Source organism: Sphingomonas sp. Leaf242 (assembly GCF_001422045.1).
Lineage (GTDB): Bacteria > Pseudomonadota > Alphaproteobacteria > Sphingomonadales > Sphingomonadaceae > Sphingomonas.
This window is the reverse complement of record NZ_LMLW01000009.1, coordinates 169,277-190,256: the sequence shown is the minus strand read 5'-3', so window position 1 is coordinate 190,256 and position 20,980 is coordinate 169,277. Positions and strand designations below refer to the sequence as shown.

Below are 20,980 nucleotides of genomic sequence, written 5' to 3'. Positions count from 1 at the left end.
CATTATGAACATCATCGAAGAAGAACAAATTCAGGAATGGCTCCGGCTCGATCCTTCCACCGACATCTATACACTGAACATGCTGGTGGATTCAGCAATCGATGTAATCGAGCACCACACGGGGCGCACCTACCTCCCCTATGACGATCCGCTCCTTGGCATCGTCACGCCAGCCGTCCCGACATCAATCAAACACGCCATTGCCGTGTTCGTCGCCGCCCATTTTGCAGACCGTGAGGGCGCTACCGATACGGTTATGACCACCGTCCGCCGCCTTTGCGCGCCATTCCGGATCGCACGGCTGTGAAGATCGAAGCGGGGAAGCTGGATCGCAAGCTTGAGCTACTGACACCTACCGTTCGTCGCGATGAGTATGGGCAAGAGATCAGCACCTTCGACGCGGTGACCACGATCTATGCACAGCGTCTGGAGATGCGCACGCAGGACGCGGCACGATCCGGGGGCCGCGAAACATTCGCCATGACGCGCTTCCTCATACGCTGGCGCGCCGATCTCAAAACCTCGATGCGTATCCGCGTAAATACGAAGCTCTACGATATCATTGCGATCGAGGAGCCCGACCGTCGCGCATCGATGGTGCTCACAATGGAAGAGGTCACCCGGTGATCAACTTCAATATGAGCGGTCTTGCCGCCCTCCAAAAGCGATTGGAAAGTCTTTCGAAGGAAGAGGCTACCAAGGCGGGGCAGATTGCCAACCGCGCTGGTGCGGCGGTGCTGCGTAAGGAAGTTATCAAGACGGCTCCTAACTCCCCTAAAACTACAGAAGGCGAAATTCGCACACGCCATACAAAGGGTGGTGGGACGCGTAAGGAAACGCACCACAAGATCGTAAACAGCGTAAAAGTCAAGAAAACCAAGGGCTCGAAAGCTACGGAAGTCCATAACGCGGTAACGATCTTTGGTGCGTATCACGCGACCTTTGTTGAATTTGGAAGCATTCGCAACACCGCCGACCCGTTCATGCTCCGCGCGCTGAACGCTTCGCAAGGTTCGATCATCGAGACAATCTCAAAGGTGCTGAATAAACAGCTTGTGAAGCGCGGCGCATAAATATCGTCATGATCGAACCAAAGCTATACGCGCGTCTTTCAACGCTATGTCCGAATGTCTACCCGAATGTTGCGCCTGCAAACTACAAGACACCATGCGCGGTGTATCAGTGCCTCGAAACCGAGACTTTCAACACCCTTGACGGCTACTCGAACGACTCGTTCGTTACATTTCAGATATCGATTTCCTCGACGGTGTATAGAGAGGCCAGCAACCTCGCTCGCTCGATACGCAACAGCCTTCGCGATTGGCAGGAAGATGGCGTGCACGCTGCGTCTTGGCTCAATGAGGTTGTAGCCGTGGATGATACGGAGGATGTCACGCTTCATCGTATCATGCTGTTCTTCAAGTTCTTCACAACCGACTGATTGAAGCTGTGAGCATAAATACTTCTGTAATCAAAATTTCAGGAGTCTCATGGCTAACAATGTTGTAAATTCTAAAGGCGCTACCGTAACGATTAAAGTTGGCTCGGGCGCAGCCACGAAGATCGGCGGTATCACTGACTTTTCCGGCATCGGGAGCGGGTCCGCAGCGGTCATCGACATCACCGACCTTGACTCGGGCAGCAAGGAAAAGATGATCGGCGTAATGGACGAGGGTCAGTTCAAACTGTCCTACAATGTCATCAAAGGCGATGCCGGTCAGGCTGCACTCGATACCGCTCGCGCCAGCGGGGCTGTTGTTGAGTTAAAGGTTACGACTTCCGCAACCATTTACACCTTCTCGGCTTTCGTTCTTACAAATGAAAAGGGTGGCGCGGTTGATAAGCAGATCACCGGTTCCGCAGGTTTCGAGATTACCGGTTCGGTCGTTCAGGCTCCGGTCACTGCATAATGGCGAATCTCCTCTCACGAGAGGCGATCTTGGCGGCACCTGTGGTCACTACCGAAGTTGAAGTGCCTGAATGGGGCGGAAGCGTTCTCGTTCGTGCACTGTCTTTGAAAGCCCGCATGGCATTGCTTGACGCCATCTACGCAAACGATGCCGAGCACACGGCTTGGAAAGAGGATCAGGCAAAGCCCGAAGCCGATCGCGAAGGGCTTGCTCGCGTCGATCTCTACGACCAATCCATTCTCACGGTCATCCACGCTATCGTTGATGAAACGGGTGAGCAGGTGTTCACGGTTGATGACTACGATCGTTTCGCGGCAATCGACTATGATGTTATCAAGAATATTTGGGTTGCAGTGACGATGCATAGCCGACGCGACCCCGAAGCATTAAAAAAAAATTCAGGCAAAACCCGCACAGGCGGTTCGTCTTCCGGCTCGCGCTCGCGCTCGGCAAAACCGTAAAGCAACTTGATCAAGAGATGGAGCCGAACGAGTTGGCAGAATGGGAAGCTTACCATTCGCTCGAACCGTTCGGCTCACCCGCTGATGATGATCGCTCTAGCATAGTTTCAGCGTTGCTCTGGTATGCTAACTACAAGGGAGACTTACCAGAATTCTTCGATCGCGATCCCGAAGAAACTGCTCGCCTCAAAGCCAAAGCCGAAGCGGCAATCTCACTTGAAGATAAGTTCGATGCATTCTTTGGTCCAATCGCAGTCGAGGCCGTGGAACCACCCGTAGCCTAAATATCTACATGGCTAATGTTGGTTCCCTTGTTGTCGATCTCGCGCTTGAAAGCGCACAATTTATTGCGGGTATGAAAAAGGTGGCAGCGTCCACCGCACAGACCGCAAATCAAATCACCTCGTCCATGAACCTTGCCAAGAATGCCGCGATCGGCTTCGCTGGCGGGTTCATCGGCGCGTTCTCTGTCGATGTCCTACAGCAGCGCATCCAAGAGGCGTTCGATTACGGTGACGCAATCGTTGACCTTGCCGATCGAACCGGCGCTACCACCAAGACCATTCAGGAGTTCCGCTACGCAGCACAGCTTTCCGGCTCCTCGATGGAGAACGCCGACGCAGCCGTGGAGAAGTTTGCGAAGAATCTTGGCGCTGCACAGAACGGCAACAAAGCCTTTGCGAAGACTTTCCACGATCTCGGCGTGACGAGCACCGACACTGACACCGCTATGCGCCAGACTATGGATGGTATCTCGAAGCTTGGGACCGTTACGCAGCGCAACCAGAAGACTATCGAGCTTTTCGGTAAATCGGCAAGCGACCTCACCCTTCTTATGAGTGGCGGCGCAAAGGGCTTCGACACGCTCGCACAGGCGGCGGAAAGCTACGGGATAGTGTTGGACGATCATCTTCTTCGCAACGGCGGACAGGTGAACGATCAGCTTGATACAATGAAGATGATCTTGAACGCAGAAATGGCGGGAATGATCATTCAGAACGCCGATGCGATTATGTCGTTGGCGAACGCCTTCATTCAGGCGGCTTCGGCGGCTGCGAACTTCTTTGCGCAGATGGACACGAAGAAGTTGATGAGCGTTGCAAATGGCGTAGACCTTAACTCTGACATCCCGACCTTGCTAATGGGACGCCTTCGGGGGAAATCGACAAGTCAGGTTTCTACCGACGCGCGAAACGAACTCAAAACAACGAAGACCGGGCGTCAAGCGCTACACGATGATCTTACCAAGCGATACAATGCCGGAATACGCGAAGGGCGCGATAAGAACGATGCGGACATGCAAGCGATGCTTGCCGAGCGCGAAGATATCGCGAAGGCGGAAGCTCGGTCGCGGCATGGCTTGAAGATCGACCGTAGTGGCACACCGACAGGCACACTTCCCATACCATCTGGATCAAAGACAAAAACTCCGAAGACGCCAACGGTTAAGCTGAAGTCTGATGACGAACTCACCGCGCAGTGGGAGAAGGCATTCCTTGGCGCTCGTGCTGAACTCTACGCTGCGCAGGCCGATCTAACCACCGATCCCACGGAACGGCAGGAGCTTGGCGCACAGCAGCGTCGCAACCGCTACTTCATCAACGACGCTGATCTCACAGCCGACACCGGCACCGATCAGCAAGTCAGAGAGGGGAAGAAGCGCTACACAGAAGCGCAGGCCAAACAGCTTCGCCAGATCGACAAGGAAATCCTCGACGCAGAGTATGACGGATCAATCCGCGATCGTGATGCGGAGATCGCAAGGGATCGCCTCGACCTCTCGTTAAACGGCCTCCAGATCGAGAACGACACCCTGTCGGCGGAGATGAGCCTTTCGCGCTCCACTCGTGACCGTCGCGATAAGGCGTTGGCGCTTGTCCGCAACCAGTTTGAGCAAGAGCGCCTCCAGCTTGAGAATACGATCGAACTAGCCAAGCTGGGCAAGGCGACCAAGGCCGAACGAGAGGCGGCAGAAGCCCGTTTAAAGGCCCTTCCAGCGCTTAAAGCGCTCGCCGAGGAGGGAAGCCGCCGACAGAACCAATCGCCTCTTGAAGCCTATCTGGACGCCATCCCGCAGACGAAGGGGGAGATCAACGATGCGCTCGAAGAGGTTCAGGTCGATGGCCTCAAGAACCTCCAAGACGGATTGCTTGGTGTCATTGATGGCACCAAGTCGGTTGGCGATGCCTTCACCGATATGACGAAGACGATCCTGAACGGGTTGATCAAGATTGGCCTTCAACAGGCAATTATCAAACCGTTGGGTAATCTCTTGTTCGGAGGTGGCGATAGCGGCGGTGGCGGTCTTCTCGGGTCCATCTTCGGTGGATTGATAAAGGGCGCTCGTGCGAACGGCGGCATGACCTCACCGGGTAGCTACCTCGTTGGCGAGCGCGGGCCGGAAGTTGTCCGCATTGGCGCGAACGCAAATGTGATGACCAACAACGCGATGCGCAGCGCGGCGAACGATAATCGTGGCGGTGTCAATGTCACCTTCGGTTCGATCACATCGAACGATCCCGCAATGGTAAAGGCGTTGGCGATGCAGGCGGCGATGGAGCTTGCCCCCGTCTTCCGTGATCAGGCGGTGAACGCCACGATGACCAAGCTTCGTCGTCCCAACCTGTGACGACGAAGCGTCATCGCGCGAATGAACGGGTGTCTTCCTAAATACTTTCGTGATCTATCCCCTCGCCTTTCCCAACAAGTCGCCAGCTTCCTACAAGTTGGTCCTTAAACTTCGCCAGTCAGTTGCGCAGTCGCCGTGGACATACAAGCAGACCACCACCGGAGGAGGGTCCCAATGGATGCTCGAATGGTCGTGGCCTGCGATGTCGTGGAACAATGCTGAATTCATCGATGGTTGGCTCAAAATCTTGAACGGGCAAATAGGTAGTTTCACCTTCGCTCCTCGCCAGCCTTACAATTTCACCACCACCGGACTCACCCTCGCCACAATCGGCTACAACTACAACGGGACCATTTCCGTAAAAGGTTGGGCTGCGAATGCTGGCACAGGTCTTCGTAAAGGGCAGTATTTCCAGATTGGGACGCAGCTTCTTCAAGTGACAGAAGCGGCAGCATTCACCGACGCGAACGGCGCGGCCACCATAAGCTTCGCGCCAGAGCTTCGCCAGCAATACGCGGTAGGAACCATCGTCAACTTCGTAAACCCGGTTGGCGTATTCGGCCTCACTTCATCGGAAGGCCAAAGTTACACGCTCACTCGCGATCAGGCTTGCGAATTTGGTCCTGTCCAAGCGCGGGAGGTTGTTTGATGCGCAACAATACTCCCGAGCTAGTCGGTGCTGTCACCGCACCATCGATCATCACCGCCATAGCGGCTCGGCTCGATTTCCAGTCAGAAACTCTATGGGTTTGGACAGGGGTTGGATCGATCCAAGCGCCTGCGAACAGCGGCGATAGCTTGCTCGATAATCAGGTTTTCGACGCGATCGATCCAGACCTCGTGGATATTGGCGAGAACACTTTCACGATGGGCGGCTCGAATGAGCTTACCGTCACGCTGAATGTCTCGTCCGCACCTCCCGAAGCCATTTCCGCCGCAATGGTTCTACCCGCTGAATTTCAGAGCCGTAGCGCAGTTTTCTGGCGCGCGGTTAAGATCGACACCGGAAATCCGCTCGCGCAGCCTGTGTGGCTGTTCAGGAGAATTCGCAGCGGAACGATGGACAAGCTTTCAGTTCAGGCGGACGGACAGAGCCACCGCATCACGCTCACCATCGAAAGCCATGGTGGTAAGGTTAGCAACGCGACGAACCAGACATATCAAAACCAGCGGTCGTATGATCCGAACGATAGCTCGCAAGACTCGTCAACGGCGATTGCGAACGGCGACCCTGCCCCGACGAAAGCTTCGACCACTTCGAGTTACAGCGGTGGTGGCGGAACTTCGCGGGCGGCATACAACAACAGAGCGGCGTTGGAGTAAGTTGCAATAAATAGCAGGTGAAAACCTTTGTCCGCCACCAAGATTGGGAAGAACGACTTTCCCTTTACCTCGACCGCGTAGCTGAAGAACCCTTCAAGTGGGGCTCGCATGATTGCGCACTGTTTGCCGCTAACTGCGTGAGGGTAATGACTGGCGACGATCCAGTCGAAGATTTTCGCGATGTATATGACACCGCCACTGGTGCGGCCCTTGCGCTTCGCGAACACGGCGATGGCACACTTCTCAAGACGATGAAGTCGATCTTTGGTGAGCCGATCTCGCCACACTTCGCACAGCGTGGCGATGTGATGATGTTCGATCGCACCACCACCGGAATTTGCGTGGGACGCTTCTCTTACTTCGTTGGTCGGCAGCAAGGGCAGGAAGGCTTGCTCACCATGCCCACATCGGCGTGTCGCTACGCTTTCCGCGTGCCTTTCGAGGTGGCGGCATGAGTAAGATTATCAAGATCGTTGCCGTCGTTGCGATTGCGGTTGCGATCGTTGTCTTTGCCGCACCGATCGCCGGAGCGCTGGCGGGACTTGCACCCGGCCTTGCCGCTACCACGATCAGCGCAGCCACCATGGCGGCGATTACATCAGCAGTCGTTGGCGTTGGCATTTCGCTTGGCCTGTCCGCCATCTCAACGCTGTTTCGCAAATCGGCAACCGTGTCGAACTCAATGGCGGATCGATTGAATGTCACCATAGTCCCCTCCACGCCTCGCAAAGTCGTGTTCGGTCGCACGGCGGCGGCGGCAGATATGCGTTTTCGCGAGACTTACGGATCGAAGCAAGATCGTCACGCACAGGTGATCGCTCTGGCGTCGCATCGCGTGAATGCGATCACGCAATTCTACCTCGAAGAAACTCTGACTTGGCAGGGCGCTCTTGTAGCTCACCAGAACGGCATCACGAGCTTTCGTGCTGTCACGGAAGGTAAACCGGGGAACGGCTTCCCGCTCGGCTCTGGTAGCTACTGGACAGCATCCGCGACTTTCACCGGCTGTGCATACATCGCGATAGACTACAAGCTCGACGCAAAAGCTTGGCCACAAGGCATCCCTTCGAAGCTCACCACCATTGTTGAAGGATGCCCACTCTACGATCCACGACAGGACAGCACGCGTGGCGGTTCCGGCTCGCATCGATCGAATGATCAAAACACATGGGCATGGCATGGGCCCGGCGCTGTCGAGATCGGGCGCAACCCGGCGCTCGCCTTGCTCACCTATTTGCTCGGTTGGCGGATCAACGGGAAGCTCGCATGGGGCATGGGGGTTGGGATCGAGAGTATCGATCTCGATAACTTCCGCACCTTTGCCAATGTCTGCGAAGAGCGCGTCCAGACAGCCGGTGGCGGAACCGTCCAGCGCTACACCGCCGATGGGATCGTGAGCACGGCGGATACCCACGATACAGTCATCAACGCGATCACCGCCGCGATGGGAAGCACCAAGCTTACCGATGTAAGCGGACAATACACGCTTGTAGGCGGCTATGACGACACCTTCGGACCGAAGGTAGCCTTCGACGCGAATGACCTTGTAGGGGCTCCCGGCGCACCCACGCCATACGATTGGACACCCTCTGGCCCTACCCGCGACACTTACAACATCGTGCGTGGGCGGTTCGCCAATCCCGATGAGCTTTACCAGCTTGTGGACTGGGGTGAGATCGTCACGGACGATTTATCAGACGGGGTACCGCGCACACTCACTCTCGACCTTGGCTTCGTCAATCGAGCGGAAAGTTGCCAGCGTATCGCCAAGCAATTCGTCGCGCGTGAGGCAAAGACTCCCGGCTTCTTCACGGCGACTTGGGGTCCAAAGGCGTTCTTGGTTCAGGTAGGATCACTTCTCACACTGTCGCTTCCATCACAGGGTTGGAACAACAAGCTGTTTCGCGTTCAGGAACAGACCGAAACGCACGACATGATCTTCCAAATGACGCTTCGTGAAGAATCGCCGGAAGTCTATGCGTGGGATAAAGACGAAGCAAAGCCCCTACCCGCTACGATCCGACCACCCGGCTATGACGCAAGCATGACCATTTCTGTTCAGAACCTTCGACTGTCGAGCACCACCTACCAAGGAACTTGAATAAATACTTGGGTGAGCCAAGTATCTGAAATCCTCGTAACATGGACACCTGAAACTTCGGGTCGAGTCCTATCCATACAAATTCAATCCCGCATCGTTGGGCAAGCGGAGTGGACCGAACAGGCCGCTGCGTTTGATCCAGCGGCGGGACAGTTTCGTTTCACCGCTAACGCTCCATCTACCGATGTCGAAGTGCGCGCCCGCTACCGAATGGTTGAAGGCATCTTCGGCCCTTGGTTGGCTGATCACCTCATCACCGCAGCGGCGGTAGTCGAATATGACACCATCACCGGACTACCCACAAAGCTTGGGGATATCAGTCCGGGAGAAGGGGATAAGCTCACCGGGATCGATGACGGCGCGACGAAGGGTGCGCCAGCGGGAACCAATGTTGGCGGGCGTCCTGCCGAAACAGTTATCTCCGACCTCGACAAGGCATTGGCCAAGATCAACGGTTCGACATACTTCGACACCGATGCCCCGCCCGTCCCTACCGGCTTGGCGCTGGCATCATCGCTCACTGATATTGGCGCGGACTTCCGCGCCACTTGGACTGCATCAACAACCGTTGGCGTTCGCTACATCATCGCGATCAAGCAAGGTTCCGGCAACTATGTCGAGAACGGCGCGGACTCCGCCACCTTCTACGCGCCTACCGTTCCGCGTGGCCAGACGATCACGGCCAAAGTCCTTGCGATAAAGAACAATGTGAAATCCGGTTACTCGCCGGAAGTCAGCATCTCGACCGCGAAAGACGCCATCGCACCAGCACTACCAACTGGGTTGAGCGTCGCCACCACATACAACGGCGCTACCCTGTCTTGGACCAACGCCAGCGATACCGATCTCGACACGATTGAGATTTGGCGTGGTGCTTCGAGCGATAGCACATTGGCGGTTAAGATCGATGCGGTGAACGCGGTTCCGGGACAGCCGGGGCGCTATATCGCAACCGGTCTTACACAGGCCACCGCCTATTACTTTTGGCTCAAGTCTGTCGATACATCGGGCAACGCCAGCGCGCTCACCAACCCTGTTTCAGCTACAACGGCTGGCGGCATTGTCGCGTCTGATTTCGTTGACGGTCTGTCACCGGTCACTACCGTAACCGCGTTGCCTTCCGTGACAGGTTACGCGGGCACGCCGTTGGTCATGTTCAACAAGGAACTCTACCGGATCGTCAACGGCGCTTGGACGAAGAGCGTAAACGGCGCGGACATCTCGACGGGCACCATTACGGGTGCGGCTCTTGTTCCGACCACCTCGCTTCCTGCCACGATCAGCGTTGCAAATGTCACGGGCGCTAACACCATCGGGGACGCATTCACGCGCGCTGATTGGACCAAGATTGTTGGTGCCGGGAAACCTGCCGACAACGCTACGGCCGATGTCTCATTCAGCTATAACGGACTTCTACCGGCGTCGAATATCGTCATCACGGGTAACCGCTTGACGAAGGTTGGTGCGACTTCCGATTGGAGCACTCCGACCACTTCGGGTGATGTTGTTACTCCGATCCAGCGCTTCCCCGGCGGGATGCGTTTCTCATGGCGCGGAACATACGCGAGCTACGCTCTGGCGGTTGGTCTTCTCATTGGCACCAATCGCTATCTCGATAGCTTGTTGTTCAGCATCCGCACGAGCGGCAACATTGCGAACTTCTACATTGGAACAACGCAGGACGGCACGGGCGTAACATACGACGGCAATACCGTTTTCGAGATCGCTTATGACAATGTGAATGTTTATCTCCGCACGGACGGCGTTACGCGTCGAACTTATCCGGTTGCCTCTGGGCTCAACTATGTCCCACATTGTCACTTCAAAGACTTCGGCGCGGCAATGTCTGACATCTCGTTCACGACTTACACCGACAATGCTTGGAACAGCGTCGGCGGCGCTGGTCGTCCCGATGACTTCGCCACGAGCGGCGAAAACATGCTACCGAACGCGAGCCTACTGACAAATACCAATGGCTGGACTCTAGCCGGGGCACTCACCCGAGTCCAAGCAGTCGCTGGCGATCCCGGCAACTACTTCCACGCGACCGCGAACAACGCTTCGCCACGCAGCGCTACTTTCCCGCTCACCTCCGGAATTACAAAGCTGTTTATCAGCTACTGGAAACGCGCCCAAATTGCTGGGCAACAGATCGCTTTCGACATCGGTTTCCAGAACGGTGCGGGCACAGTTACCGGCTATCGCTTCAACAGCTTTGTAGGCGCGGCGAACACTTGGACGATGGTCAAGGAATCGATCGCGGTTCCAAGCGACGCGGTCACGATGAACATTGCTCCGGTATTGGTCGTAAGCGGCACCTACCACGACATCGCAGATATCCGGTTGTCAGCCGTGGAAAGCGCCGCGACCGTTGGGGCTCCTACAGGCACACTGGTGGGCGGCACGCTATCGGAGACGATAGAGCTTCGCGCCAACGATCCCGCTACCCGGATCAACCAGAACACGGTCACGATCGATGGCGGCAAGCTCACGGCAGGAACCGTCACCACCAACCAGCTTGCGGCAGGATCGATCACAGCCGATCGCATCGCGGCTGGTGCGATCGTGATCGGCTCGGATGGTAAGCTTGGTGGCGCTGGTAGCGGCCAAGTCAGCTTGCCCGGTCTTGGCTACACAGGCGCTCTCGATGCCACGCGCGGCGCACCGGCAGGGACGCTGGTCGGTGCCACATACGCACAGACCTTGGACAGCCGCGTCACAAGCGGATTGATGTTCGCAGACACCCGAACCGTCGATTCACCGCCAAGCTTCTATTACGGTCAATACGGCACAACGCGGATCGTTACCGAATTCAAAAACCTCGCGAACATCGGCTTAACGGCGGTTGGCGGATACGGTGGCCTCACGACTTCGGTTCAGTGGGGTGACCCTTCCGGTGGTCCGGTTCACCAAGAGGTTCGCGATAGCTACGGGCGCTATTGGAACCGTATCAGCACTTCGACCACAGCTTGGGGTGGCTGGATAGACACGGGCGCGCAGATCAATAGCGGTATCACGACGATCAATGGCGGGAAAATCACCACCAATTCGGTTACCGCCCTCCAGATCGCGGCGAACACCATCACCTCTGATCAGATCGCGGCTCGTTCGATCGTTGCAGCCGACTTGGTGGCCAACACCATCACGGGGAACGAGATTGCAGCCTCGACGATAACCGCAAACCAGATCGCCGGTCGCACGATCGTGGCGAGCAATCTTGCCGCAAACACCATCACCTCGAACGAGATTGCTGCGGACACGATCACAGCAAACCAGATCGCGGCGAATACGATTACCGGTAACGAGATCGCCACTAACGCAATCACTGCCGACAAGGTTTTGGCAAACAGCATAACGGCGAACAAGCTGGTTCTTGCGACACGCCCGTTCTCGACGATCGGGATGAACATCCGTGTCGATGCGGACAATGTGGTTCGCTGGGACGGTGGATTTTTGCAGTATGTTGACGACAACGGCAACTACACTTCATGGGCTATTGCCGCTGGTGTTGCGGGATACACGAACGCACCATTCTATTTTCTTTGGAACACGAAAACAAAGCCTAACCGGCTCGATTGGACAACCGATTATAATGTCGCATTCAATGGCGATTACAAGAACATCGCTACTTGGAATGGCGGGTCCGATTTAGTCGTCAATGCGGGTGTTGGAACAAGCATCAACGGCGACAGGATCGTCACCGGGACCGTCAACGCCAACAAGCTAACCGCTCGCTCGATCACCGCCAATCAGATCGCGTCGGGAGCAATCACGGCTAACGAAATCTCGGCTGGAACGATCACCACCGCACAGCTTGCCGCTGGTGCCATCACCGCCACAAAGCTTGCGGTCGGTAGCTCGGACAGCATCATCCCCGACAACGACTTCCGGGACGCGGCATTCTGGACGACCGGGAACACGATCGCGAATGTTGTCCCTACCAATGCGGCGTGGCCATCGTCTGCGAATATCCTTTCTGTGGCTGGAGACAACACGACCAAGGATTGGTCAACGCCGTTCTTCAATGTCGAAGCGGGCGCAACATATCGCATTCGCGTTTGGTTCTTTGCGAACCAAGATTTCGTTGGTTCGATGAACCCCGTAATCCACATGCCGAATGTTCAGTGGTTGTCCCTGAAAACTGGTGTCGGCAGTAACCCGGATGCCGTCGATGGCAATAGCGTCACCGCTCCTACATCGGGCGTCATCTTCAAAGAGATCGTGGTGACGAACAGCTACGACTGCCACAGTTGGCAGTTTCGCTTTAAGGGCACGCACAAGGGGTATTTCCAGTTTTATAGCTCGATCGTTCGCGTCTCCGATACAACGCTCATCGCAGACGGCGCGATCACGACGAACAAAATCACTGTTGGAAGTCTAAACGGTGATCGCATCACCGCGAACACACTCGACGCGAACACCATCCGCGCCGGAAGCGTGATCTCGAACTTTGTCCAAGTCGCGAACACCGGTCTCGGCGCAAGCTTCGATTTGGGTTCGATCGCGCTTTCGGCAAATTCGCCTGCGGATCGCATCAACACGATGGCTACCACTATCCAGCCGGGTAAGATCAGCATCGGCGGTGGTGGCACGCTCAACAATTGGAAGAACGGCGCGGACTCGACCGAAATTCGAGGCGGCGCAATCGCGGCGAACACGATCAAGGCGAATTCGCTGATGATCGGTGCACGAGATATCACCGTCATTGGTTGCGACTTCCAGTGGCGGGATGGCGCGTTGAGGTGGTCGGACGGCTACATTCTATGGACGGGCAATGACGGCAACCCGACTTCCGTAACGATCAGCGCGGGCGCGGTTGGTTGGCAAAACCAGTTGACTTATGTCTTTTGGGGTCAGGGTCGAACCTACTTCGATGTCGGTGTTGACTGGTCGCTCGGCAAAGGTGGTGATTTCATCATCATGTGCACATGGCGTGGCGGTGCAAACTTCGTGGCCAACTACGGTGGCACGATCGTTGATGGCGATCGTATCACTACCAGCTCGATTCAAGCGAACAAGCTTTCGGTTGGTTCGTTGTCTGCGATCTCGGCAAACATCGGTTCGCTTGTGTCCTACAACGGCGCTGGCGGACGCGTGGAGAGGGACGGTAACGGAACCCGCGTCTACTACAATAACGGCAACTTGGCCGTGAAGATTGGTTTCTGATGCTGCAACTTTGGGCAGAGAACGGAACCCCCATGCTTGGGCTTGGCGATCGACTTTTCAAGTTTGCGGGCGTCGCCAATGTCGGTTGGGACTTCACGGGTGGAGCGCAATCCGGAACGATCGTTGATGGACGGTTCACACAGTATCCAAACTGTGTGCCGTTCGCATTCAGTATCAGGAACAACTTCGATAATCGCGGTGGCGGCGTTCAGCTAAATATCAGCGGGAACACGCTCACTTGGTCCTATCCGTATCCAGAAACGGACAAGGCTTACAAGCGCCCCAACACGCAATTTATCTATGGTATATATTGATGGCTGATGCAGTTGTAGAATTCTATGATCCGGTAGCGAATAGGCTTCAAGTTAGCGCGAGTATGCTTGGCTTCGTATGTCGAAAGTCCGGAACGGGAGCGACAGGCAATCGAAGTGGCGGCAACACCAACCCCTCTACGATCCTGATAGATACAGCGGGAATGTCCTACCCAATCGTTGCGCTGCAAACGAACGGCTATGCGGCTGCGATGTATGTTCAGCAATATAACAGCACCGTGATAAACTACGCGAGTAGCGGCGCTGTAGGCTCGCCTTTCACCTATTATATCTTCGACTGGACGCCGAACCTCCCTGCGAACAACGGGCTCTTTCAGCTTTATAATCAAGCCACGAACCTATGCGTCTTTTCGAGCAACTATTGGCCGATGAAGCTGGTCAGCAGCGCTCCGGGCGGCAGCGGACAGGCGCAGAATTATCCCGGCAAAACCATGGCCTACGCGTGCTCAACGGTTGGCGCGCATTCGCGCTGTTCACCAGCTTGTTACGATAGCGGAAACCCTGCCATTGATCCGGGAGACGGTTTGACCTCGTGTAAGAACATCAGGGGCCGCATTGATGGCAAGGCGTATGGCGCATCCATCCAAGATAACGGTTCGACGGTTCAGGTAGCCAATGTGTCTGTAGACGATGTGTTAGGCAGCTTCGGTCCCTACTCCGAATACAAACAATATGGCGATGGTTGGGATGTCCCCAATCAAATCATGTCGATCGATGTGACGGGCATTCCAGTCGGCGCGACCTTCTTTTGAATGGCTAAATAAAGGAAATAGAAGAGGTATTAAGAATGGCGACTACATCTAAACCAACCGTTGAAGAACTCGAATCCATGGCTGCGAAATTCATTGAAGCGGATGTCGCCGCTCTCAATGGAGCAAGGGACGCTGCGATGACCTATGACACCGCATTGGCGGCTTTGCTGGATACACTCCCGGCAAACTTCCCGCTCGGTTCGCGTCGTAAGATCGCTGAAATGCGAAGCATGGTCAGCTACACGCTGTATCAGGAATTGCCCTCGCTCATTGGTCAATACACTCCGGTAACACTTCAGGAAACGCCAACCGCGTAACCTACCCAATGTCTCGATAGAGCCATGCCCAAGATAAATAAGTGTATGGCTCTAACTATCAATCTATCAACGAAGACCATGCGCGTTGCCGCTGGCGAACCTATCGTGTTCGCTTATCAGCCAACCAATGGCGCTGGTGTCCCTGAATCGTTGACGGACCGTGCCTTCGTCTTTTCAATCTACGACGCGGAGCGAGTATCACGCGGTTACTTCGATGCTACCGTTGTTCCCGGTCCCGACCCTGTCGCTATGTGGCGCTTGAATGGCCTTATATCGGAACGACTACTGGACGGTTCCGGTCTTCGATGGGAGATCGCGGAACGCCTTCATGACGGCAAAGACCCGATCGCGGCTGGAAGCCTAACCGTCGATGTTAGCGCACCCGCAGTTGCCGACTACAATAGCGCGCCAATCAGTCGATATATCACCCGAATCACCCGGAAGAATGATCCAGAGACGATCGACGCACCGCGCTTCACGATCAAGATTGCAGCCTATGCGCCGGTCGCTGTCGCGCCGTCGCGAACCCTTACCTTTTTAAACTTGGAGCCACTTCGCTTTTCTGACTCCAATTACTTGGAGCTATCAGCATGACAATTCTTTCTCAAATGACCGCTTCACAGCAAGCGGAATTTTTGGCGGCTATGAATGCCGCTGGTATCGTCGATCCGGTCGCGCGATCGGCTGCGGCCGATGCCAAGGCAAACCCTACTTTGACGCAAGCTGCGGTGACAGCCGCTGGCGATAAAACGGCTCGTGATGCGGCAGCGGACGCCAAAGCAAACCCTACCCTCACAAGTGCCGCGATTGTTGCCGTAGGTGGCGATACGACCGCTCGCGCTTCCGCCGCTGATGCGAAGGTTAATCCCGTTCTCACCGCTGCATCGATAGCACCATCACTATCGAGCGCGGGGCTTCCGGTCACCTACGCCACCCCGGCAAACACACTACGCGTCCGCGCTGCGATGGCTCGATCCGATCGCGATATCAATGTCGTCGTCATTGGTCCTTCAACCGTGGCGGGACAGCAAAATGTTTCACCATCGACCCAAGGTTCAGCCGGACTGGTGCCGCAGATTGCAGCACGCCTCAACGGCATGGGGATCAATGCCGGGGCAGAGAACTATTATGGTGATCATGGCTCTTGGGGCACCGCGCAAACCTTCGACAATTACAAGGCTGGTGACTCGCGCATTACCTCGACTGGGACGGTTGGCCTTACTTCAGTTCAAACGGCAGGCGGTAACGCGATCCAGTTGGCGGCAGCGGGCGACAGCATTACCTACACGCCGCTCACTCCGGTTCGTAAATGGCGCGTTCGCATTTACAACGATCGGGCCGGTCGCAACCTCACGGCTTCGTCGGGAACGGGTAATATCCCGGTAAACAGCGCAAATCCGAACAGCATCCAGACAGCTATCATCGATAGTGGTTCGACGGGCTTGAACGCATTGACGCTCACGCAGGCATCGAGCGCCACGAGCGCAAGCATCATCCTTGGAGTGGATGCATTCGACGACACCGCTGGGCGTCGCCAAATCAGCGTTCATAACCTCGGCATCTCGGGTGCGCGTTCGGCACGGTTTAGCGATAATTCGAATACGCTTGGCGGTCAGATTGCGATGACCAAGGCCATAGCGCCCGACTACATGTATCTCGCCGATTTCCCAATCAACGATTGGCGCGGATCAATCTCCGTTGCCGTTTATCAGGCGAACCTACAGGCAGCGATTGACGCCTATCTACCTATCTGTGATCTCTGCATCGTGTTGCCGCTCTACGATGGCGATACCGGCGGATTAAGCTCCACCCAAGAGAGCTTTGTTACCGCCACTCGACAGGTAGCGATGGCGAATGGCCTTCCAATCCTCGACATGCGTTCACGCCTCGTATCGTTTGCGAAAGCGCAGGGGATCGGCTTCTACGAAACGAACGGAACGGTTCATCCCTCTCCGTTCGGGTATGGTTTTTTGTCCTCGGTTTACGCCGAGGATATTCGAAAGCTGTATCGCGGTGGCATCTGATGCGAACGATAAAATCACATCAAATGGCGTTGGTGCGGTGTAGCTAATGGAGCGCGCTGTGACATTAGGAATGACGAACTCGCCATTCCCCGCTTCATTCGACGGTTCATCGAACTTGTTCGCGTTCGTGCTGTTTGCGATGATCGTTGCCAGCACGCTCGCGCTTACCTTGGCGCTCGTTCAGGTGAAGCAGCTATGGGCCGATCGTCGCTACGGCTATGATCCATCATGGGCGTTGAACTCGCTCGTTTTGGCATGCTGCACAGCGGTGTTGATGCGCTGCATTCCCGATGCCATTTACATGATCTCGTTTGGTGATGCCGCCCCGGCAACCATTCAGCGAATCCTTACAGTGAAGCGCTTCATGGACTTCCTGTTTTTGGCACCGCTATTTTATTGGATGGCGATTTTTCGGATGTATCGCGCGGATATCATCCTTAAATTGCGCTCGCCTTCGAATGTCGTTTATTCGGACTTCCGGTTCGCTCAACTCAAACGCTTTACCGGTCTGGTTGGGTTGTCAGGCGCGCTCGCCATCGGCGTCACGCTTGGCCGACTTTATCATTAAATAGATGATGATAGAACGCATCGCCAGCGCATCCGGCTTGATCTTCTCGGCTGGCGCAACGGCAGCGGGAACAAGTGTCGCGATCACCTCACCCAACGCTTACGCATGGCTTATACCGGTAGTGTGCGGCTGTCTTGCCGCGCTTATCGTCCGAGGAATAACCGTCACTACGCCAACCAAACGGAAGAAGGTCTGGCGGTTCGAACTCCTCGTGACGCTTCTCGTTCTTCTCCTCACGGCTGTGATCGTTGAGGAGAAAGAGATGTCAGTCATGGTAGCAACCATGGTCGGAATGTTTTTGGGATCACTCGGAATCGGCGTGATCAAGTTTGCTCGAAACATGTCGGTGGCAGCGCTCAAGGAAGCGTTGGGCGGGATCGACAGCACCAAGCCGTAAGCGGTCACCAGAATGTCTTGGCCAGCGCCGCTAACCCGGTTCCACCAAGATATGCCAGCCCCGCTATAACCACCAAGCATGTCAGACACATTGCCAACGCGATCAGCGCGGGACGCGGGTTTCGTTGCGGCTCGAAGGCCACAACCATGTCGTGCATCATCTGGGTGAGTTTCATTGAGACAATCCAATTCTACGCGCCGCGTGCGCTTTTTGATGCGGATTGCCCTCCTGCTCACTTGATATTAACTTTTCATCAAATGCGCAAGCATTCGCAATTAATATCCGTTAGCACGAATTGCTCATCTGCAATCTCGCGCGTTTTGTTGCGGGCCGCGCGCTACATCCAACCGTGCGCCTTCAGCGCGCTTTGCACGAATGGCCACGAGGCTATGACGCCACCGAAGGTGATCGTGCGCAGACGCAGTCCCTTTGGCGCTTCGCGTTTTTGCATCGCCCACACAGTCAAGCCAGCGACATACGGATGGCCCGCATCGGTAAGGCGATTTGCGACCGACGCCTCATGTTCGTTCATGACCGAAACTCTGGTACATGGACCATTACGGCGTTTAGTACGGCAAGCGCGGCAAACCCACTGTACGGGCTATTTGTTGGCGTGCGCGCAAAACGATGGTGGCGACCAAACGCGCTAACACCGCTATTACTAACTCGACTACCAAACGCATTAATACCGATATGACTAACACGACGAACAAGTACACCAACTAGTGGAATAGCATATTTGTTGACAGTAGCGTCACTACGGCTTACACGATCACTAACGCGATGATTAATTGTAAGTACGCCGAAAGAGACGATACGACATACGCGAGACATGGCACGGCCTTTCTGGAAATCGATGAAGACGGCGGCTCGTCTCGGCTCGATTGTTCGTTTACCATCTGACACAATACGCGAACTTGACGAAGCGCGCAATCGACTCGCGAAGATTTGGTTGGACGCGAATAGTCTGCGCCATCCGCCAGACGGTATGACCGCTCCGCGCGACAGACAACCAGCGTGAAAATCTCGATCTCTTGGGAATTTTGGCGTCATCTCACGCTACTCCAATCGAAATTAATCGAATTCGGGGTAGTCGGAGTACGACTTGGATGCCGGGGCTATCGGCCTCGGAAACTCTGACTACCTTGTGCCATTATTAGCAGGCAGTGGTCAACAGTGAGTTGCTCGCAGCTAGGGCTCTGGCGTTCTGCTTTTGTTCCGCTATGCTCGCAATATGAAACACGCACCCGAGTCGATGCGCATCGGCGCACAGCCCTTCAGCCAGACCCACAATCTGATTGTCGAAATTCTCCCGGACATCCGCCCGTGTGAGATGCAGTCGATCTACTTCCAAGCCATCGAGGACGGTCCTGAATCGTTACTCGCGCCGATCGAGGCGGAATTCGCCCGTCGCGGGCTGTCTGTCTACGCGACATATTCGACCGGCCACCTCTAATGGGTGGCGTCATCACTGCCGAACGGATCGGCCAACTTATCGAAGATGCGCCCGCTTGGGCGAAGATCGCTTTAACCGTTCCACAGGAGCGGTTGCGTGAAGATGCAAAGCGCGAGCTTGGCCAGCATATATATGCGGCGCTGTTTCAACCGGTCGCAAAGGATGCGGCGCAACTTGCGCTACCGTTGTGATCAATGGGCGCGATACGCACTTCAATGATGGATCAGGGCAGCTACGGCCATTGTAAGCCCGGCCAAAGCAGGCAATCCAAGTATGGATACTGCTATGGTCGCGATTAAACCGCGTCGGCGCTCTGGCACCAAACGGATGACTTCTACGATAGCTTGATAACGATTCACAACACACCTCGCTCGCAAAAAGCCTTCCACGGAAAGCTTTAATCAGGGGCCACCAAGCCGATGCGATTAGATGGGTCGTTTTTTCGTTGGTTGATTACGGTAGCCCTTCAGGCTGTGGACCACTTCGAAGCTCAAAGGTCAACCCGCTTTAATTCGAAAATGTGACGCTCTCCACTAGGCACCTGATATTACTGAATATTCTTGACCGAACCGGTTGAGTAAACCGACATACTCATTCCAGTTGTTCGAGTGCGTAGAGCACGACCATCCCGCGCCCTTGAGCGCTATCGGGTTGCGAATCGTTCTCGTATTGTTCTATCCGAAGGTATGGGCAGCAAGACATTTCACTCGCTCTACGACTTCGTCCGACATGGCACGAACATCCATGTGTCGTGCCGAAACGGCCATTGCCAGAATGAAGGGATCGTGGACGCCTACGGGGCCTCGACATGGTTCCGGCTCCATCGCTGGCCAGACTCGCTAACGGGCGCTCTGGGACGCTCCGCAAGCGACCACTTCCGATGCCGTAGGTGTGGATCGAAAGCTGGATCGCTTAACCCAACGATGGACAAGCCAACTGTTTTGAATTTCTTCCCGGCCGACGAAAACGGGTGGAAGGCGTTGCAGCGGCGGTTACGAGGTTAAATCAGGTTGCGCGGGGGCGGTTTCCAGATAGCGCCTACTTTGGGGACTGGTTCGTGCCTTGCCCGATTTCTTTGATATATTGAAGAATAGCCTCTCCCGAATTGTGGTCCTTCGTTTCTCGGGGTTCGCCGCCGATCACATGCGCAGCGACTTTTTGCGATCCAATGTTCTTCACGCCTACCATCGCTTCAATGTAGAAGTGCACTACGCCTCCGCGCTTTACGCCCGAGGTGAACTCATCGATCGCGGCTTGAACCAGTTTCTTGGCAATGCCACGCTTCCGAAGGTGCTGTGGAACCGCGTAACCAATTTGAAAAACTGGCAAACCGTTTTCAAATTCGGCGGGCGTTATAATGGCAATCCCAACCACCGAATTGCCGTCCATCCGCGCATATGTAATGCGCACCTTCCCCTGTGGCTCGTCTGCATGAATGATCAACGAAGGATCGATGCGGCCCCGCTCAACCTTCAACTCGCCACGCTTAAGTGCTGGTTCGAAGGACTTGAAGGAGTCCATCGGATTTACGAGCGTTGGCATAT

Annotated in this window: 25 protein-coding genes; 22 read left to right on the top strand and 3 right to left on the bottom strand. The window is 55.4% G+C overall.

The annotated features are described in order from the left end of the window. Nucleotides 1-4 precede the first annotated feature (4 nt). The 20 genes from ASF09_RS12150 (at nucleotide 5) to ASF09_RS12065 (ending at nucleotide 17,980) form a co-directional block, all read left to right on the top strand. Nucleotides 5-307 (top strand): head-tail connector protein, encoded by a 303-nt coding sequence (locus ASF09_RS12150; RefSeq protein ID WP_060526462.1) that lies wholly within the window; start codon nucleotides 5-7, stop codon nucleotides 305-307. Beyond that, on the top strand, nucleotides 304-627 hold the full coding sequence (locus ASF09_RS12145; protein WP_060526461.1) for a phage head closure protein: 324 nt from the start codon (nucleotides 304-306) through the stop codon (nucleotides 625-627). Before ASF09_RS12150 ends, ASF09_RS12145 begins: the two co-directional genes overlap by 4 nt. Then, entirely contained in the window at nucleotides 624-1,073 is a 450-nt protein-coding gene (locus ASF09_RS12140; RefSeq protein WP_060526460.1) for an HK97-gp10 family putative phage morphogenesis protein, read from the top strand. Before ASF09_RS12145 ends, ASF09_RS12140 begins: the two co-directional genes overlap by 4 nt. Before the next feature lie 8 nt (nucleotides 1,074-1,081). Then, on the top strand, nucleotides 1,082-1,441 hold the full coding sequence (gene gp17, locus ASF09_RS12135) for a tail completion protein gp17 (protein ID WP_082444275.1): 360 nt from the start codon (nucleotides 1,082-1,084) through the stop codon (nucleotides 1,439-1,441). A 49-nt stretch (nucleotides 1,442-1,490) separates the two neighbouring features. Further along, complete coding sequence (locus ASF09_RS12130; RefSeq protein WP_060526458.1) at nucleotides 1,491-1,910, top strand: phage tail tube protein; 420 nt, start codon at nucleotides 1,491-1,493, stop codon at nucleotides 1,908-1,910. Further along, entirely contained in the window at nucleotides 1,910-2,371 is a 462-nt protein-coding gene (locus tag ASF09_RS12125) for a phage tail assembly chaperone (protein ID WP_156359345.1), read from the top strand. The genes ASF09_RS12130 and ASF09_RS12125 overlap by 1 nt, the downstream gene beginning before the upstream one ends. Nucleotides 2,372-2,388: 17 nt before the next feature. Further along, nucleotides 2,389-2,655 carry a phage tail assembly protein T gene (locus tag ASF09_RS20345; RefSeq protein ID WP_156359344.1) on the top strand — a complete coding sequence of 89 codons (267 nt, stop codon included), beginning with the start codon at nucleotides 2,389-2,391 and terminating at the stop codon, nucleotides 2,653-2,655. Nucleotides 2,656-2,663: 8 nt separating this feature from the next. After that, complete coding sequence (locus tag ASF09_RS12120; protein WP_156359343.1) at nucleotides 2,664-5,000, top strand: hypothetical protein; 2,337 nt, start codon at nucleotides 2,664-2,666, stop codon at nucleotides 4,998-5,000. 49 nt (nucleotides 5,001-5,049) lie between these two features. Continuing rightward, nucleotides 5,050-5,649, top strand: a complete 600-nt coding sequence (locus tag ASF09_RS12115) for a hypothetical protein (RefSeq protein WP_060526455.1) — start codon at nucleotides 5,050-5,052, stop codon at nucleotides 5,647-5,649. Next, a complete protein-coding gene (locus ASF09_RS12110; RefSeq protein ID WP_060526454.1) occupies nucleotides 5,649-6,323 on the top strand; it encodes a hypothetical protein in 675 nt (224 codons plus the stop codon). The genes ASF09_RS12115 and ASF09_RS12110 overlap by 1 nt, the downstream gene beginning before the upstream one ends. A gap of 17 nt (nucleotides 6,324-6,340) precedes the next feature. Next, a complete protein-coding gene (locus ASF09_RS12105; protein WP_060526453.1) occupies nucleotides 6,341-6,778 on the top strand; it encodes a DUF6950 family protein in 438 nt (145 codons plus the stop codon). Continuing rightward, a complete protein-coding gene (locus ASF09_RS12100) occupies nucleotides 6,775-8,424 on the top strand; it encodes a hypothetical protein (RefSeq protein ID WP_060526452.1) in 1,650 nt (549 codons plus the stop codon). The genes ASF09_RS12105 and ASF09_RS12100 overlap by 4 nt, the downstream gene beginning before the upstream one ends. A 192-nt stretch (nucleotides 8,425-8,616) precedes the next feature. Further along, nucleotides 8,617-13,590 (top strand): fibronectin type III domain-containing protein, encoded by a 4,974-nt coding sequence (locus ASF09_RS12095; RefSeq protein ID WP_156359342.1) that lies wholly within the window; start codon nucleotides 8,617-8,619, stop codon nucleotides 13,588-13,590. Next, complete coding sequence (locus tag ASF09_RS12090) at nucleotides 13,590-13,904, top strand: hypothetical protein (RefSeq protein WP_060526450.1); 315 nt, start codon at nucleotides 13,590-13,592, stop codon at nucleotides 13,902-13,904. The genes ASF09_RS12095 and ASF09_RS12090 overlap by 1 nt, the downstream gene beginning before the upstream one ends. Next, on the top strand, nucleotides 13,904-14,674 hold the full coding sequence (locus tag ASF09_RS12085; protein ID WP_156359341.1) for a hypothetical protein: 771 nt from the start codon (nucleotides 13,904-13,906) through the stop codon (nucleotides 14,672-14,674). The genes ASF09_RS12090 and ASF09_RS12085 overlap by 1 nt, the downstream gene beginning before the upstream one ends. A gap of 35 nt (nucleotides 14,675-14,709) precedes the next feature. Further along, entirely contained in the window at nucleotides 14,710-14,991 is a 282-nt protein-coding gene (locus ASF09_RS12080; RefSeq protein ID WP_156359340.1) for a hypothetical protein, read from the top strand. 45 nt (nucleotides 14,992-15,036) lie between these two features. Next, entirely contained in the window at nucleotides 15,037-15,585 is a 549-nt protein-coding gene (locus ASF09_RS20340; protein WP_162237253.1) for a hypothetical protein, read from the top strand. Continuing rightward, entirely contained in the window at nucleotides 15,582-17,015 is a 1,434-nt protein-coding gene (locus ASF09_RS20335) for an SGNH/GDSL hydrolase family protein (protein ID WP_156359338.1), read from the top strand. The genes ASF09_RS20340 and ASF09_RS20335 overlap by 4 nt, the downstream gene beginning before the upstream one ends. A gap of 46 nt (nucleotides 17,016-17,061) precedes the next feature. Beyond that, complete coding sequence (locus tag ASF09_RS12070) at nucleotides 17,062-17,583, top strand: hypothetical protein (protein WP_060526446.1); 522 nt, start codon at nucleotides 17,062-17,064, stop codon at nucleotides 17,581-17,583. Nucleotides 17,584-17,587: 4 nt separating this feature from the next. Beyond that, nucleotides 17,588-17,980: a hypothetical protein gene (locus ASF09_RS12065; RefSeq protein ID WP_060526445.1), complete on the top strand. Its 393-nt coding sequence runs from the start codon at nucleotides 17,588-17,590 to the stop codon at nucleotides 17,978-17,980. A gap of 4 nt (nucleotides 17,981-17,984) precedes the next feature. Here the strand turns inward: ASF09_RS12065 and ASF09_RS20330 are convergent, their stop codons facing one another. Beyond that, complete coding sequence (locus tag ASF09_RS20330) at nucleotides 17,985-18,155, bottom strand: hypothetical protein (protein ID WP_156359337.1); 171 nt, start codon at nucleotides 18,153-18,155, stop codon at nucleotides 17,985-17,987. 162 nt (nucleotides 18,156-18,317) lie between these two features. Beyond that, the gene (locus tag ASF09_RS12060; RefSeq protein WP_060526444.1) at nucleotides 18,318-18,512 is read right to left on the bottom strand and encodes a hypothetical protein; all 195 of its coding nucleotides are present in this window, start codon (nucleotides 18,510-18,512) and stop codon (nucleotides 18,318-18,320) included. A gap of 702 nt (nucleotides 18,513-19,214) precedes the next feature. On the opposite strand from ASF09_RS12060, the gene ASF09_RS12055 reads away from it, so the two are divergent. After that, entirely contained in the window at nucleotides 19,215-19,436 is a 222-nt protein-coding gene (locus ASF09_RS12055) for a hypothetical protein (protein ID WP_060526443.1), read from the top strand. After that, nucleotides 19,436-19,627: a DUF6771 family protein gene (locus tag ASF09_RS12050; RefSeq protein WP_056486409.1), complete on the top strand. Its 192-nt coding sequence runs from the start codon at nucleotides 19,436-19,438 to the stop codon at nucleotides 19,625-19,627. Before ASF09_RS12055 ends, ASF09_RS12050 begins: the two co-directional genes overlap by 1 nt. A gap of 847 nt (nucleotides 19,628-20,474) precedes the next feature. Here the strand turns inward: ASF09_RS12050 and ASF09_RS12045 are convergent. Further along, on the bottom strand, nucleotides 20,475-20,978 hold the full coding sequence (locus tag ASF09_RS12045) for a GNAT family N-acetyltransferase (RefSeq protein ID WP_156359336.1): 504 nt from the start codon (nucleotides 20,976-20,978) through the stop codon (nucleotides 20,475-20,477). Nucleotides 20,979-20,980 lie beyond the last annotated feature (2 nt).